The sequence below is a fragment of the Streptomyces sp. GS7 genome (assembly GCF_009834125.1).
Taxonomy (GTDB): domain Bacteria; phylum Actinomycetota; class Actinomycetes; order Streptomycetales; family Streptomycetaceae; genus Streptomyces.
The window spans coordinates 2493240-2508355 of sequence record NZ_CP047146.1 but is presented as its reverse complement, the minus strand read 5'-3'; the positions used below and the strand labels follow the sequence as shown (position 1 = coordinate 2508355).

The following is a 15116-nucleotide window of genomic DNA, read 5'->3' as shown; positions in this document are numbered from 1 at the left end:
CACCGAATCGGCCGGGGGTCCGGGGGTCGCCCCCCGGGCAGGCACAGTCTCAACACGAGCCAGGAGGCGGGGCGATGAGTCCGCGCAGCATCCGCAGCAACCGGCCGCACGAGATCGTCGAGCGGGCGCTGGAGCTGTCCCGCGCCGACGGCTGCGTGGTCATCGCCGACGAGCACTCCAGCGCCAACCTGCGCTGGGCGGGCAACGCCCTCACCACCAACGGCGTCACCCGCGGCCGGACGCTGACCGTCGTGGCGACCGTGGACGGCGCCCGGGGCACCGCGGCCGGGGTGGTCTCGCGGTCCGCGGTGACCGCGGACGACCTGGAACCGCTGGTACGGGCCGCGGAGGCGGCGGCCCGCGACGCCGGGCCCGCCGAGGACGCGCAGCCGCTGGTCGCCGGCGAGAAGGTGTCCCACGACTTCACCGCCGCACCCGCCGAGACCTCCCCGGACGTCTTCGCGGCCTTCGCACCGGCCCTCGGGGAGTCCTTCCGGCAGGCCGGCGCCGGCGGCCGGGAGCTGTACGGCTTCGCCCAACATGGGGTCGTTTCCTCATATCTGGGCACCTCCGCCGGGCTGCGGCTGCGGCACGACCAGCCCACCGGGGTGCTGGAGCTGAACGCCAAGTCGCCGGACCGCAGCCGCTCCGCGTGGACCGGCCGGGCCACCCGCGACTTCACCGACGTCGACCCCAGGGAGCTGGACGCCGAGCTGGCCCGCCGGCTGGGCTGGGCCGAGCGGCGGATCGAGCTGCCCGCCGGCCGCTACGAGACGCTGCTGCCGCCGACCGCCGTCGCCGACCTGCTGATCTACCAGCTGTGGTCGTCCGGGGCCCGGGACGCCGCGGAGGGCCGTACGGTCTTCTCCAAGGCGGGCGAGGGGGAAGGCGCCGCGCGCACCCGGGTCGGCGAGCGGCTCTCCGCGCTGCCGCTGACGCTGCGCAGCGACCCGCGGGCCCCCGGGCTGGAGTGCGCACCGTTCGTCCTGGCGCACGCCTCCGGCGACGACGCCTCGGTCTTCGACAACGGGCTGCCGCTGACCGCCACCGACTGGATGCGCGACGGGGTCCTGGACCGGCTGCCGACCACCCGGCACAGCGCCGCGCTCACCGGACTGCCGGTGGCGCCGGCCGTCGACAACCTCCTTCTGGAGGGCGGCGGTTCGCGCTCGCTGGACGAGATGGTCGCCGCCGCGGGCCACGAAGGGCCGGCGCTGCTGCTGACCTGCCTCTGGTACATCCGCGAGGTCGACCCGGCCACGCTGCTGCTGACCGGGCTGACCCGGGACGGCGTCTACCTCGTCGAGAACGGCGAGGTCGTCGGCGAGGTCAACAACTTCCGGTTCAACGAGTCGCCGGTCGACCTGCTGTCCCGGGCGGTGGAGGCGGGACGTACCGAGCGGACGCTGTCGCGCGAATGGAGCGACTACTTCCCGCGGGCGGCGATGCCGGCGCTGCGGGTGCCGGACTTCAACATGAGCTCGGTCAGCCGGGGCGACGGCACCGGCGTCCCGGCCGGCCCACCCGGGGGCGGGTGTACGGCCGGGTGTACGGGACCGGCCTAATAGACTGTCGGCCTGTCCTCCCCTCGGGGAACCACGATCGATCAGGGACGCCATGACACGCCTCGGCGAATCCGTCGCCCGCGCCAGCACACTGCTCTCCACCGACCTCTCCTCCGACGACACCGTCAAGGAGCTGCTCAAGGAGACCGGCGCGCGGCGCTATCTCGACCTGACGGACCTGCCCGCCAAGGAGCAGGCCGAGCTGATCGCGGCCCGTACGGTCGAGGTGCTGCCGGGCGTGGAGAGGCTGGCCGAGCGCATCGAGGAGCGCCGGGCGGCCGGCAAGGGCCTGCACATCAAGCTGGGCATCGACCCGACGGCGACCGATGTGCACCTGGGGCACGCCGTACCGCTGATCATCCTGAGCCGCTTCCAGCGCCTCGGCCACGACGTCACGCTGATCATCGGCGACTTCACCGCGAAGATCGGCGACCCGTCGGGCCGTACGGCCGAACGGCCGCCGCTGACCGACGCGGACATCGCGCACAACCTCGCCACGTACCGCGAACAGGTCCGCCCCTTCTTCGACTTCGAGAAGGTCAGCTTCCGGCAGAACAGCGAGTGGCTGGCGCCGTACACCTTCCCGGAGCTGCTCGCGCTGCTCGCACAGGTGCCGGCCTCGCAGCTGCTGCAGCGCGAGGACTTCCGCAACCGCCTCGCGGCCGGCTCCGGACTGACCATGACCGAGCTGCTCTACCCCATCGCCCAGGGCCTGGACTCGGTGGCGCTGGAGTGCGACGTGGAGCTGGGCGGCTCCGACCAGCTGCTCAACCTCCAGATGGGCCGCAAGCTGATGGAGCTGCGCGGGCAGCGACCGCAGCTCGTGGTGACCATGCCGCTGATCGAGGGCACGGACGGCACCGGCGCCAAGATGTCCAAGTCCAAGGGGAATTACGTCGGTCTGAGCGCACCGGCCGACGACGTGTTCGGCAAGATCATGTCGGTGCCGGACCGGCTGATGGAGCCGTACCTCAAGGCGTGGACGGAGTGGACCGACGCGGAGATCGCGCTCGTCCTGGGCCGCGTCTCGGAGCGGTCGCTGCACCCGATGGACCTCAAGAAGATCCTCGCCGGCGAGGTCGTGACGGCGCTGTACGGGCTGGACGCGGCGATGGCGGCGCGGGCCGGGTTCGTGGCGCAGTTCTCCAAGAAGTCGTTCGCGGATGTGGAGTCGCTGCCGGTCGTGGATGCCGCCGAGCACGGTGCGTCGACGGTGGCCGCGGTGCTGACGACCGTCCTGGAGTTCACGGCCAGCGCCTCGGCGGCGCGCCGGCTGGCGAAGCAGAACGCGCTGCGGCTGGTGGTCGAGGGCGCGGACGGCCAGTCGACGGTGGTCCTCGCCGAGGCGGACGCGGTGCGCCCGCTGTCCGAGGTCCTGACGGAGAAGCTGTCCGACGTGGAGGGCACCGCGTACCTCAAGGCCGGCCGCAAGCTGGCCCAGATCGCCGGCCGCTAGGGCTCTGCGCGGTACGCCGTCGGCTCTCCCGCCATGCGGGCCGGGACAACGCTCCACCTCTCTCCGCGGGTGGGGGCGGAGCGCCACTTCGCCGCCTGCCCGTGGGTGGGGGGCGGAGGGGCCGCACCGGAATGCTCCCCAGCCCCCACCGCTCGGAAGCCGGCGACACGGGAGGGGGGACGGAGAGCGCTACGGCATCCGCGGGACACCCCCGTACGCCAACGACGCGACCCGGTCTCGTAGCGCGGGAGGCGGCGGCGTACCGTGGGAACTGACCGGAAAGTGGGGAGAATCCGGCGCGACCGAGCAGGTGGTGGAACGTGATGCGGAAGCACAGCAACGTCGAAGCCTTCCGGATCACGGGGGCTCGCCAGGGGCTGTCCGAGGACGTGCGGGGACGGCAGCGGCGGTATGTGATCTCGATGGCCGTACGGACGGTGGCCGTCGTGCTCACCGCCGTGCTGTGGAACGTCGAGCGGCCCGTTGCCATTGCGACGCTCGTGCTCGGCATAGGACTTCCGTACATCGCGGTCGTGATCGCCAACGCCGGGCGGGAGAACGTCCCTTCGCTGCCGTCGACGTTCGTGAAGCCGGCCCGGCGGATGCTGACCTCGGGGCCGGCGGAACCGGTTGCGGAACGGCCGGCGCACGAGCCCTCGGAGCCCGATGAGGAGCGCGGCTGAGAACCCCCGCGTCTGCAAAGCTCAAGAAAAGCTCAGATCAATCATGCGGTTCCAGTGCACCGCATGCCATCCCCCGTGACATACTGCGTACGCGCTCCGCATCCCCCGTCGGAGCGACGGACCGACGCCGGGCGGCTCCCCCCGTGGCTGCCCGGCGTCGTCATGTCCGAAGGATCATGAGCGCGGGTGCGGGACGTAGGGTTGAGGGCGTGAACTCCCCGAACGTTTCCGAGAATGTCACCATCTGCTCCGCCAAGGGCTGCCGCGCGGACGCGGTGTGGGTGCTGGCGTGGAACAACCCGAAGCTGCACACGCCGGACCGGCGCAAGACCTGGCTGGCCTGTGACGAGCACCGGGAGCATCTGTCGCAGTTCCTGGCCGTCCGCGGGTTCTTGAAGGACGTGGTGGCGCTGGAGGAGTGGGAGCGGTCAGCCGCCGATGGCTGACATGGGGCGTTCGGGCTGGAGGAAGGCGGGGTCGTCGAGGCCGGAGCCGGCCTTCTTCCCCCACATCGCCAGCTTCCAGATGCGGGCGATCTCCGCGTCGGGGGCGCCGGAGCGCAGGGCCGCGCGCAGGTCCGTCTCCTCGGTGGCGAAGAGGCAGGTGCGGACCTGACCGTCGGCGGTCAGCCGGGTGCGGTCACAGGCGCGGCAGAACGGGCGGGTCACCGAGGCGATGACGCCGACGCGGTGCGCACCGCCGTCGACGATCCAGCGCTCGGCGGGGGCGGAGCCGCGCGCGTCCTGCTCCTCGGGGGTGAGCGTGAAGCGGGTACGCAGCGAGGCGAGGATGTCACCGGCGGTGATCATGCCGTCGCGCTTCCAGCCGTGCTGGGCGTCCAGCGGCATCTGCTCGATGAAGCGGAGCTCGTAGTCATGGGCGATGGCCCAGGCCAGGAGGTCGGGGGCCTCGTCGTCGTTGAGGCCGGGCATCAGGACGGTGTTGACCTTCACCGGGGCGAGGCCGGCGGCGCGGGCCGCCTCCAGGCCGCCCAGCACGTCGGCGTGGCGCTTGCGGCGGGTCATGGTCTGGAAGATGTCGGGCCGGAGGGTGTCCAGGGAGACGTTGACGCGGTCCAGGCCGGCGTCGCGCAGGGCGGTGGCGGTGCGCTGGAGACCTATGCCGTTGGTGGTCAGCGACATCCGGGGCCGGGGGGCGAGCGCGGCGACCCGCTCGACGATGCCGACCAGGCCGGGGCGGAGCAGCGGCTCGCCGCCGGTGAAGCGGACCTCCTCGACGCCGAGGTCGCGCACCGCGATGCCGATGAGGCGGACGATCTCGTCGTCGGTCAGCAGGTCGGGCTTGGCGAGCCACTGCAGGCCCTCTTCGGGCATGCAGTAGGTGCACCGCAGATTGCACCGGTCGGTGAGCGAGACGCGCAGGTCGGTGGCCACGCGGCCGTACGTGTCGATGAGCACTGGGCCCCCTCCCCGAGAGTGTGGATCGGTGTGTGGATCAGAACGTCTTCGAGACTACGCGATGGGTCCGACACTGAGGAGGCGTGAGAAGCACGAGGTGGGCGGGGTGGCGTCGTAGATCTCTACGATGCCACCCCGCCCGGGTGCTGTAGGGACGGCTCAGTGGGCTCCGGTGCCGGTCAGCGAGCGGACCTCCAGTTCGGCGTACTTGGCGGCATCCGGCTCCTCCCGGGAGAGGAGGGAGCCCAGCCAGCCGAGGGCGAAGCCCAGCGGGATGGAGATCAGGCCGGGGTTCTCCAGGGGGAAGAACGCGAAGTGGGCGGTGGGGAACATCGACGCCTCCTTGCCGGAGACGACGGGTGAGAAGAGGACGAGGAGGACGGACGAGAGCAGCCCCCCGTAGATGGACCAGAGCGCGCCCTGGGTGGTGAAGCGCTTCCAGAAGAGGCTGTAGAGGAGGGTGGGGAGGTTGGCGGAGGCGGCGACCGCGAAGGCGAGCGCCACCAGGCCGGCGACGTTCAGGCTGCGGGCGAAGACGCCGAGGACGATGGCGACGGCGCCGATGCCGACGGTCGCCCAGCGGGCCGCGGCGACCTCTTCCTTCTCGGTGGCCTGCCCTTTGCGCAGGACGTTGGCGTAGAGGTCGTGGGCGAAGGAGGAGGACGAGGCGAGGGTGAGGCCTGCGACCACCGCGAGGATGGTGGCGAAGGCGACGGCGGAGATGACGGCGAGCAGGATCGCGCCGCCGGTGGAGCCCGCGCCGCCGCCGATCTCCTGGGCGAGCAGCGGGGCCGCGGTGTTGCCCGCCTTGTTGGAGGCGGTGATGGTGGCGGGCTTGATGAGGGCGGCGGCGCCGAAGCCGAGCGCGATGGTCATCAGGTAGAAGACGCCGATGATGCCGATCGCCCAGTTCACCGACGTACGGGCGGCCTTGGCGGTGGGGACCGTGTAGAAGCGGATGAGGATGTGCGGCAGGCCGGCGGTGCCCAGGACGAGGGCGAGGCCGAGCGAGATGAAGTCGATCTTGGAGGTGGCGGTGGCGCCGTACTTGAGGCCGGGCTCCAGGAAGGCGGAGCCCTTGCCGCTGTTCTCGGCGGCGGCGCCGAGCAGGGCGGAGAGGTTGAAGTGGAACTTCAGCGCCACCAGGAAGGTGATCAGCAGGGTGCCGGCGATCAGCAGGACGGCCTTGACCATCTGGACCCAGGTGGTGCCCTTCATGCCGCCGATGCCGACGTAGAGGATCATCACGATGCCGACGAGGACGACGACCAGGATCTTGCCGGCTTCGCTGGTGATGCCCAGGAGCAGGGTGACCAGGGCGCCGGCGCCGGCCATCTGGGCGAGCAGGTAGAAGATCGAGACGACGATGGTGGAGGTGCCGGCGGCGGTCCGGACCGGGCGTTGGCGCATCCGGTAGGCGAGGACGTCGCCCATGGTGAACCGGCCGGAGTTGCGCAGCGGTTCGGCGACCAGGAGGAGCGCGACGAGCCAGGCGACGAGGAAGCCGATGGAGTAGAGGAAGCCGTCGTAGCCGAAGAGGGCGATGGCGCCGGCGATGCCGAGGAAGGACGCGGCGGACATGTAGTCGCCGGAGATGGCCAGGCCGTTCTGGAATCCGCTGAACTGGCGCCCGCCGGCGTAGAAGTCCTCCGCCCCCTTGGTCTGCCGGCCCGCCCAGACGGTGATGCCGAGGGTCGCGGCGACGAAGACGGCGAAGAGGGTGACGATCAGGGTGCGGTGCTCGCCGGCGCCGCCGCCGGCGGCGAGCGGGAGCTGCTGGGCGAGGATCATGCGCCGGCCTCCTGCACCTCGGCGTCCCGGTGGGGCGCGGTGTCTTCCAGGCCGGACCTGATGGCCTCGGCCCGGGGGTCGAGGTGGGCGGCGGCGTGCCGGGAGTACCACCAGGCGATCAGGAAGGTGGTGGCGAACTGGGCGATGCCGAGGACGAAGGCGACGTTGAGGTGGCCCAGGACCTTGGTGGCCATGAGGCCGCCCGCGTAGCTCGACAGCAGCACGTAGGCCAGGTACCAGAGGACGAAGGCGAGGGTGAGCGGGAAGGCGAACGAGCGGTGCGCGCGCCGGAGTTCGGTGAACTCGGGGCTCGACTGCACCTGGCGGTAGTCGGGCGGGTCGTGCTGCCCGGGGTCGGCGGACGGGGTGGTGATCACGCGGTCTCCTGACGCTCGGCGAGCTGGTGCCACGGGCAGCGATAAGGCCCGCATAAGTGACGTAGATCACGCATCGTAGAGGTGGCGACTACGGAGCGACAGAGGATGGATGGTTGAATTCCCGAAGAAATCGGGGGAATGGGCGCACCGACCGCCACCGCACGGGTGGCGCTTCGTTGAGCCGGGCATGACTCCGCCGCCTCCGCAGGACCCGCCGCGACCCGGTCCCCGTCGGCGCCCGTACGGCAGCGTCCGGCTGCCTGGGCCGATCGCCCTCGCGCCGTCGCTGCCGCGTCCGGTGGCGGACGCCCGGCGCTGGTACGGCCGGCGGATCGCCCTGCCGCCGCTGAGCCTGAGCACCCTGCGCCGCCCCGAATGACCTTCCCCGGCAGCACGCCTGACGGTATGTCAATTCTGTTGGACTGATGCGCTTCCCCGCGTTCCCTTGCCGGTGGCCGGTGAGGGGCGAGGGCGTCGCCCGTCCCGCTTCCGCCGGTGCGCGGCGCCGCGTACGGGCGGTTTCGCGGAGGGGTGGAGCACCCGGCAAGGGCGTGGTCGATGTCCACTGCGAGGACGACGCCGGTCAGGTCGCCGTCGTTGACGCGGTCGGCCGCACCATCGGTCCGGGGACCTGCCGGGAAGTGGGGGGGCGGCCTCCCGGCCCGCGTGGCGTGCCAGGAGGGCCGACCCCGCGTCGCGTGGCGGCGCGGTCAGTCCGGGAGCCGGCCCAGGTACGCGGCCAGGCGGTCCGCGGCGGTGGCGCCGGGCGGGGCGGGGCGCTCCGGGGCGAACGAGCTGCCCTCGGTGCGCGGTGCCGCCCCGTAGATCAGGCGGGCCGCCTCCAGGACCTCGGCGGCGACCTCCGGCGCCAGATCGGTCGGGGCGCCGACCGCCCGCGCCAAGTCCCAGCCATGGGCGAGGAGTTCGACGGTGACCTGCTGCACGAGCAGCCCGCCCGGCGCCTCGTACGGGCCGAAGGTGCGGTGCAGCATCCCGCTGCCGGTGAAGACGGCGAGGGCGGTGCGCGCGGACTCCTCGAAGGCGACGATGTGACCGTCGGGGCCGTCGCCGAGATGGTCGGCGGTGTGGTCGCCGCGCGGCGCCCCGGCGGCGATCGAGGTGGCCATCAGGTTTTCCCACACCATGTGGTTCAGCAGTTCGCGTACCGTCCAGCCCGCGCACGGGGTCGACAGCCGGAGGTCGTCCGGCCGGACCGCGGCGACCAGGGCACCGACGTCGCGGGCCACCTGCGCGTAGCCGGCGAGCACCCGTTCCGGGTCGGTGTCCGCGAGGCGCTCGAACGCGGAGCGGTCCGGCTCACTCGGGGTGCGGTGGGCGCGCAGCGCGGCGGCGGTCCAGGTGCCGGCGGCCCCCCAACGGGGCGGTGCGGGGCGGCCGGTGGCCGTGCAGAGCAGCTGCCAGTAGCGCTCGACGAGGGGTTCGGCGACGGTCTCCAGCTGCTCCAGCAGGCGGGTGCGGGCGGCCGGGCCGTCCTCGGCCGGCGGGTCGTGGGTGGTGGCCTGGGTGGGGATCCAGGCGGCGATCAGCTCGGCGAGGACGGGCTCGGCGACCGGGGAGTCCGGGGCGATGCCGGCGGCGACGGCGGCATCGGCGCGGGTGCGCATCAGCTCGGCGACGCGGACGGCGGCCTCGGTCGCGGCGGCCGGATCCGCCGCGTCGGGATCCCCCGCGTCCGCCGCACCGGTCGGCTGCGCGGGGGCGGTACGAGCGCTGAACTCGGCCAGCCGGCGCAGCGCGGCACCCAGTTCCGGGTCGCGGACCAGGGCGGCCAACTCCACCCAGGCGTCGAGCTGTTCGGGCGTGGGGTCCTCGGGCGGGTCGGGGGTGGCGGCCAGCAGGCCGCTGCGGTAGGCGGGGGCGGCCACCCCGTCCAGGGCGTCCTCGACGACGTCGGCGACGATCCGGCGGCGCTCCTCGGCCGACAGGCGGGCGAGTCGGGTCATCTGCGGCAGCTCCTCTGCTGCGGTGCCCCGCGCGGCCACCGTGCGCAGGACGGAGCGCTGCAGCCGCAGGGTGCGGATCTGCGCGTCCAGTGCGTCCGCCCAGCGCTCCGCCGTGTCGCCGAGCGACCTCTCGCGGTGCAGGACGGCGCGGATCGCCGCCGTGCCGATGCCCAGTTCGCGCAGGCTGCGCACGATCTCCAGGCGGGCCGGGGCGTCCGGTCCGTACAGCCGGTAGCCCGCGGGGGTGCGGGCGGCGGGCGGCAGCAGGTCCTGGTCCGACCAGTTCCGGATGGTCTTGACCGAGACGCCGGTCAGGCGCGACAGCGCGCCGATGGAGAGCAGGCCGGTGCCGTCCTCGTACATGCCCTCCACTTTCGGGTCTCCCACGGGGGGAGACGCAAACGGCGCCGCCGGCCGGGGCGGTTCACGCCTCCCGGACGGCCTCACGGTACGCCGGGGACGGGTGTGCGTCCGCGGCCGGGTGGTCCGGTCCGCCGGCCGCCGCCAGCACGCCGGCGGCCAGGGCGAACTGGGCCGCCGTATAGGAGACCATGATCCAGAACTGTGGGGCGGGCAGCTGCGGCCAGTGCGCGATACCGCTCGCGATCAGGGTGTCGGAGAGCAGGAAGAGCAGTCCGCCGGCCGCGGCCCGCGGGCCCGCCCGCAGCGCGCCGCAGGCCATCGCGGTCAGCAGCAGGCTGTATCCGGCGACCGGGACGCGGAGTGCGGCCGGCAGGTCCGGCCACAGCAGCGCGACGGTGGCGACCAGGGCGACCGCGTAGGCCGCCGCTGCCGCCACCGGCAGGGAGCGGCGGCCTGCCGGGCGCCTGCCGGGCCGGGCGAACAGCAGCAGGTAGCAGACGTGTCCGGCGGCGAACGAGCCCATCCCGACCAGGAAGGCGGTGCCGCCGCCGATCTGGAGGAAGGTGTCGCCGCCGCAGCCGAGCAGCAGCGCGCCGGCCAGCAGCGGCGGCCCGCCGCGGAGCAGGACGTGGGCGGCGAGCAGCGGCATCAGGGCGGGCTTGGTGAGGTGGACGGCGGTGCCGGCGAGGGCGGCGGCGGTGCTGCCGGGCGCGGCGGCGGCCTGCGCCACGAGGGCGAGGAGGTGGGCGGCGGCCAGGACGGCGAAGACGGCCAGCACGATCCGCGCGGCCCGCGGCCGGGGCGCGGGTGCCCTCACGCGGCGGGCTCCCCGACGGTGGGCTCCGCCACGGCGGCCCTCTCGCCGGCGTCCGGCGCGCCGGACTGCCGCTCGCCCTGCGAACTCCGGCCTTCCTTGAGGGCGTTGAGGACCGCGGCCGGCTGCCAGCCCGGCCCCCGGAACACCCGTCCGGCGCGCTCGCTCCAGCTGTCCGCGGCCCGGATGTCGCGGGCGATGGCGGCGTACTCGTGGGTGGCCACCCGCAGCGGGTTGAAGGTGTTGATGTTCTTGGTGAGGCCGTAGACCGGCCGCTCGGTTTCGGCGACGAACGAGCCGAACATCCGGTCCCACACGATCAGGATCCCGCCGAAGTTGCGGTCCAGATAGCCGCCTTGCGAGGCGTGGTGGACGCGGTGGTGCGAGGGCGTGTTGAACAGGAACTCGACAGGCCGGGGCAGCGTGCCGATGCGCTCGGTGTGCACCCAGAACTGGTAGACGAGGTTGGCGCCGGAGGTGAAGGCGATCGCGGCGGGGTGCACGCCGAGCGCGACCAGCGGCACGTAGAACGGCCAGACGGTCCAGGTCGTCCAGGGCTGCCGCAGGGCGGTGGTGAGGTTGAACTTCTTGCTGGAGTGGTGCACCACGTGGCAGGCCCACAGGATGCGGATGACGTGATGGCCGCGGTGCGACCAGTAGTAGAAGAAGTCCTGGGCGAGCAGCATCAGGGGCAGCGTCCACCACAGGACGGGTATCCGCAGCGGCGTGAGTTCGTAGACCGCGGAGTAGATCGCCACGATCGGGATCTTCCACAGCGCGTCGAAGACCAGGCTGCCCAGCCCCATGCCGACGCTGGTGGCGGCGTCCTTCGCCCCGTACCCCTCGGCGTCGTCGTCGGGATGCAGGCGGTAGCTCACCATCTCGACGACGGTGAGCAGGACGAAGGCGGGCACGGACCACAACACGACATCGGGCAGGTGCGGCATGCCCCGCACCATAAGTGCGGTGACGGGGCTACCGCTAGGGGTTGTTACCGAGAAGTATGTAAGACGCGCTGTCAGCTTCCCGGCGGGGACGTACCGCCGGTAGCCCCCGCCGGGCGGCGGGGGCGCTCACCACACCCGCAGTGCGGCCCCCTCGGCAAAGGCCGGGCTGGTCGCGTCGGCCGGCGGCTCCTTCAGAGGCTCGGCGATCTCCTCGACGGTGGGTCCGACGCGGGCCGCCACGGGGGCCAGGGCGGCGAGGTCGAAGCCGTAGACGCGGGCCGCGTTGGCGCCGGTCATGGCGGCGACCTCGGCGGGCGGCAGACCGGCGTAGGCGGCACGCAGGGCCTGCCGGGAGTACGGGTGGGTGCCCTCGTCGTGGGGGAAGTCGCTGCCCCACATGATCTTGTCCAGGCCGATGCGGTCGCGCAGCGGGACTTCGTGAGGGCGCATGAAGCTGGCGCCCACGTAGCAGTTGGCCCGCCAGACCTCGCCGGGGCTCGCGCCCATCGCGTCGGCCAGCCCTGCCCCGAACCGGGACTCCGCGGTGGTGGCGCGGGCCGCGGAGGCGACCAGCCGGCCGTGGTAGTAGTCCAGCATGTCCAGGACGCCCGGGATCCAGCCGGAGCCCTGCTCCGTGAGGACGAGCGTGAGGTCCGGGTGGCGCCGGAAGGCACCGCCGAAGACGAGGTGCCACAGGGCGCGGTGGGAGAACCAGGTGGTCTCCACCATGAAGACCGCGCGGGCGGCGGGCTCGTCGCCCAGGGGCGGGGAGGCCGAGCCGCCGTGGTGGTTGACCGGGACGCCGAGTTCCGCGCAGACGGCCCAGAGGGGGTCGTAGACCGGGGAGTGGAGCTCGGGGAGGCCGGAGCCGGGTGGCGTGCCGGGCAGCAGGATGCCGCCGGTGAGGCCGGCCTCCCTGGCCCGGCGGACCTCCCGCACCGCCTCGTCGACGTCGTTGAGCAGGATCTGGGCGACGCCCGCCCGGCGCCCGGGGGCCTGTGCGCAGAAGTCCGCGAGCCAGCGGTTGTGGGCGCCCAGGCCGGCCCAGCGCAGCGCGAGTTCCTCGCCGGTGGGCGCCGGTGCCATCAGGGAGGCGCTGGGGAAGAACGGCGGGATGGTGTTGGGGAAGACGACCTCGCCGACGATGCCGTCGGCCTCCAGGTCGGCCAGCCGCCGGGCGGAGTTCCAGTTGCGGTCGGCGGTGTCGGCGAGCAGGTCCTCGTGCGGGTTGACGTACGTGGCGGCCCAGGCGTCGAACTCCTCGTGGTACCGGGACGGGAGGTACGGCCGGTAGTCGAGGAGGTCGGCGCCCGCGTGGCAGTCGGCGGAGATGACGGTGTAGCGGGCGCCGGGCGCCGCGAGGGGGTCGCTCGTGGGGGATGCCGTGGTGCGGTCGCCGCGGTGTGCTGCCGTCATGAGGTCACTCCTGTGTACGGGAAGTCGTGGCCGGTCAGCCAGTGGCGGCCGGTGTCGCGGGCGCGCCGCCAGGACGCCGCCACCGGTCCCTGGTCGGCGGGCTGGCCCAGGTCCGCCGGGGTGGGGCCGATCCGCCGCGCCAGGGGGGCGAGCGCGGCGCGGTCGAAGCCGAAGACGTCGGCGGCGGACTCGCCGAGCATCCGGCGGGTCTCGGCGACCGGGATGTCGTGGAAGGTGTCGGCCAGCCACTCCCGGGTCCGCGGCCAGGTGCCTTCGGGGTGCGGGTAGTCGCTGCCCCAGAGGATGTTGTCGACGCCGATCTCGTAGCGCTGGGCCAGTTCGCGACGCTTGGTGTTGGTGGCGCAGACGAAGACGTTGCGGTCCAGGTACTCGTGCGGCGGGCGCTTCAGTTCGGCGAAGGGGGAGAGCTTCTTGCCGCCGTGCGCGCCCAGGTAGAGCCGGTCCATGAACCACAGGAGGTTCGGCAGCCACCAGCAGCCGGACTCGGCGATGCCGAAGCGGAGCCCGGGATGGCGTTCGAAGACGCCCGACCAGAGCAGGAACCACAGCGGGCGGGCCGGCCACCAGGTGACCTCGCTGACGAAGATGCCCAGGTGGTCGCCGTACTCCTCGCGCGGCGCGGCGCCGGAGTGGGTGAGGACCGGCATCCCGGTCTCGGCCGCGGCGGCCCACACCGGGTCGTAACGCCGGTCGTGGTACGGGGCGTTGCCGCCCCACATGGCGGGGATCATCAGCGCGCCGAGGCCGGCGTTCCGGGCCCGGTGGATCTCGTCGACCGCCGCGTCGATGTCGCCGGTGACGGGCAGCAGGGCGACGCCGCAGTGCCGTTCCGGGTCGGTGGCGCAGAACTCCGCGAGCCAGCGGTTGTGGGCCCGGGCACCGGCCATGCCCAGCTCCGGGTCCTGGTCGCCGGAGAGGCCGAGGCCGACGCCGAAGGGGGCGGCGGTCGAGCTGTCCACGGCGTCGGCGTCCGGGAAGACGACCTCGGCCGCGACCCCGTCGCCGTCCAGTTCCTTGGCCCGCTGCGCCGGGTCCCAACCGCCGCGCAACCCTTCCTCGTTGTCCTCGAACCACTTGGCGGCGAAGGTCTCGTTGCGGACGCCGAGCCGGGTCATCGCGGCGCGCCGGGCGTCCCGGCCGGCCAGGAACTCGTCGAAGGGGCGGTGGAAGCGGGGGTCCAGATAGGGGCGGTACTCCTCGGTGGGCAGTCCTGCGTGGCAGTCGGAGGAGATGACCAGGTACGGGTCCTGGTGGTGTGGGTGCGGGTCGGTGTCGTGGGTCAGGTCGGTCATGCCGTTCCCTCACTCGTCGGTCGAGTCGGTCGCGCCACTCATGTCACTCGCGTCACTCGCGTCGTTCGCGTCGTTCGCGTCGATCACGACGCGCGTGTCCATCGCGTCGTTCGTGTCAGTCGCGTCGGTCGAGGATGAAGCGTTCGAGATACGACGGGTCGGCGCGGTCGAGCATCGACCGCGACCGCGCCCGGATCTGCGCGTCGGTGTGCTCGGCGGCCGGCAGCATCCAGAAGCGGCCGGCCCGGATGCCGTCCACGACCTGCTCGGCGACGTCCTCGACTGGCGTGAACGCCACCTCCTGCCCGGCCTCCTTCATGGCCGCCTCCCACTCCGCGAGGCTGCGGTAAGGCGTCCTGCGCGGGCGGGACTTGGCGTAGCGCGCGGGCCGGTTGCGGTGCGACTCCCACAGCCCGGTGCGGAGCATGTGCGGCCCGGGGAACAGCACCGAGGCGCCGATGGGGGCACCCTCGGCCTTCAGGTGCGCGTACAGCGACTCGGTGAGCGTCACCACGGCCGCCTTGGTGACGGCGTAGACGGAGGCGGTGGGCAGCGGGGCGACACCGCCGTCCGTGGAGGAGGTGTTGACGACGTGGCCGGGTTCGCCGGACGCCAGCATCCGCGGCAGGAAGCACTGGACGCCGTGGAAGACGCCCCAGACGTTCACCGCGAACGCCCACTGCCAGTCGGCGGGGTCGTGCTGCCACATCCGGCCCTCGGCGCCGGAGCCCACCCCCGCGTTGTTGCACAGCACATGGACGGCGCCGAAGGTCTCGTACGCGGCGGCGGCCAGCGCCTCGACGTCCTCCCGTACACCGACGTCCGCGGTGCGCGCCAGGAGTTCGGCGCCGTCCGCGAGCAGCTCGTCGGCGGTGGCGCGCAGCGGGGCCTCCTCGACGTCGGCGAGGACGACCTTGAGGCCCTCGGCGGCGAAGCGGCGCGCCATGGCCCGGCCGATGCCGCTCGCGGCGCCGGTGACCACCGCGACCTGTCCGGTCCGCAGCTCCAT

General features: G+C 73.0%; 13 protein-coding genes and 1 pseudogene. 5 read left to right on the top strand and 9 right to left on the bottom strand.

Features of this window, described 5'->3' with window-relative positions:
* Nucleotides 1–74: 74 nt before the first annotated feature.
* The 4 genes and pseudogenes from GR130_RS10810 to GR130_RS10795 form a co-directional block, all read left to right on the top strand.
* A pseudogene (locus tag GR130_RS10810) lies at nucleotides 75–1496 on the top strand (metallopeptidase TldD-related protein); the annotation flags it as partial.
* Nucleotides 1497–1617: 121 nt separating this feature from the next.
* Entirely contained in the window at nucleotides 1618–3021 is a 1404-nt protein-coding gene (tyrS, locus tag GR130_RS10805; RefSeq protein ID WP_159504517.1) for a tyrosine--tRNA ligase, read from the top strand.
* A gap of 323 nt (nucleotides 3022–3344) precedes the next feature.
* Nucleotides 3345–3704, top strand: coding sequence for a DUF3099 domain-containing protein (locus GR130_RS10800; protein WP_159504516.1), 360 nt, complete (start codon nucleotides 3345–3347; stop codon nucleotides 3702–3704).
* A gap of 209 nt (nucleotides 3705–3913) precedes the next feature.
* Nucleotides 3914–4150, top strand: coding sequence for a hypothetical protein (locus tag GR130_RS10795; protein ID WP_159504515.1), 237 nt, complete (start codon nucleotides 3914–3916; stop codon nucleotides 4148–4150).
* On the opposite strand, the gene moaA is transcribed toward GR130_RS10795, so the two are convergent.
* The 3 genes from moaA to GR130_RS10780 all read right to left on the bottom strand — a co-directional run bounded on the left by moaA (nucleotide 4133) and on the right by GR130_RS10780 (nucleotide 7290).
* The gene (moaA, locus tag GR130_RS10790; protein ID WP_159504514.1) at nucleotides 4133–5122 is read right to left on the bottom strand and encodes a GTP 3',8-cyclase MoaA; all 990 of its coding nucleotides are present in this window, start codon (nucleotides 5120–5122) and stop codon (nucleotides 4133–4135) included. The genes GR130_RS10795 and moaA overlap by 18 nt on opposite strands.
* A 159-nt stretch (nucleotides 5123–5281) precedes the next feature.
* Nucleotides 5282–6913: a solute symporter family protein gene (locus GR130_RS10785; RefSeq protein ID WP_159504513.1), complete on the bottom strand. Its 1632-nt coding sequence runs from the start codon at nucleotides 6911–6913 to the stop codon at nucleotides 5282–5284.
* On the bottom strand, nucleotides 6910–7290 hold the full coding sequence (locus GR130_RS10780; RefSeq protein WP_159504512.1) for a DUF485 domain-containing protein: 381 nt from the start codon (nucleotides 7288–7290) through the stop codon (nucleotides 6910–6912). The genes GR130_RS10785 and GR130_RS10780 overlap by 4 nt, the downstream gene beginning before the upstream one ends.
* 187 nt (nucleotides 7291–7477) lie before the next feature.
* Here GR130_RS10780 and GR130_RS10775 point away from each other — a divergent pair, with 187 nt between their 5' ends.
* Nucleotides 7478–7669, top strand: coding sequence for a hypothetical protein (locus GR130_RS10775; protein ID WP_159504511.1), 192 nt, complete (start codon nucleotides 7478–7480; stop codon nucleotides 7667–7669).
* Nucleotides 7670–8000: 331 nt separating this feature from the next.
* On the opposite strand, the gene GR130_RS10770 is transcribed toward GR130_RS10775, so the two are convergent.
* The 6 genes from GR130_RS10770 to GR130_RS10745 all read right to left on the bottom strand — a co-directional run bounded on the left by GR130_RS10770 (nucleotide 8001) and on the right by GR130_RS10745 (nucleotide 15116).
* Nucleotides 8001–9617, bottom strand: a complete 1617-nt coding sequence (locus tag GR130_RS10770; RefSeq protein ID WP_159509885.1) for a TIGR03086 family metal-binding protein — start codon at nucleotides 9615–9617, stop codon at nucleotides 8001–8003.
* Nucleotides 9618–9678: 61 nt separating this feature from the next.
* Nucleotides 9679–10434, bottom strand: a complete 756-nt coding sequence (locus tag GR130_RS10765; protein WP_159504510.1) for a lysoplasmalogenase family protein — start codon at nucleotides 10432–10434, stop codon at nucleotides 9679–9681.
* Nucleotides 10431–11378, bottom strand: a complete 948-nt coding sequence (locus tag GR130_RS10760; RefSeq protein WP_236572970.1) for a sterol desaturase family protein — start codon at nucleotides 11376–11378, stop codon at nucleotides 10431–10433. Before GR130_RS10760 ends, GR130_RS10765 begins: the two co-directional genes overlap by 4 nt.
* Nucleotides 11379–11504: 126 nt before the next feature.
* Nucleotides 11505–12794: an amidohydrolase family protein gene (locus GR130_RS10755; RefSeq protein WP_159504509.1), complete on the bottom strand. Its 1290-nt coding sequence runs from the start codon at nucleotides 12792–12794 to the stop codon at nucleotides 11505–11507.
* Complete coding sequence (locus tag GR130_RS10750; RefSeq protein WP_159504508.1) at nucleotides 12791–14107, bottom strand: amidohydrolase family protein; 1317 nt, start codon at nucleotides 14105–14107, stop codon at nucleotides 12791–12793. The genes GR130_RS10755 and GR130_RS10750 overlap by 4 nt, the downstream gene beginning before the upstream one ends.
* A 115-nt stretch (nucleotides 14108–14222) precedes the next feature.
* Nucleotides 14223–15116: an SDR family NAD(P)-dependent oxidoreductase gene (locus GR130_RS10745; protein WP_159504507.1), complete on the bottom strand. Its 894-nt coding sequence runs from the start codon at nucleotides 15114–15116 to the stop codon at nucleotides 14223–14225.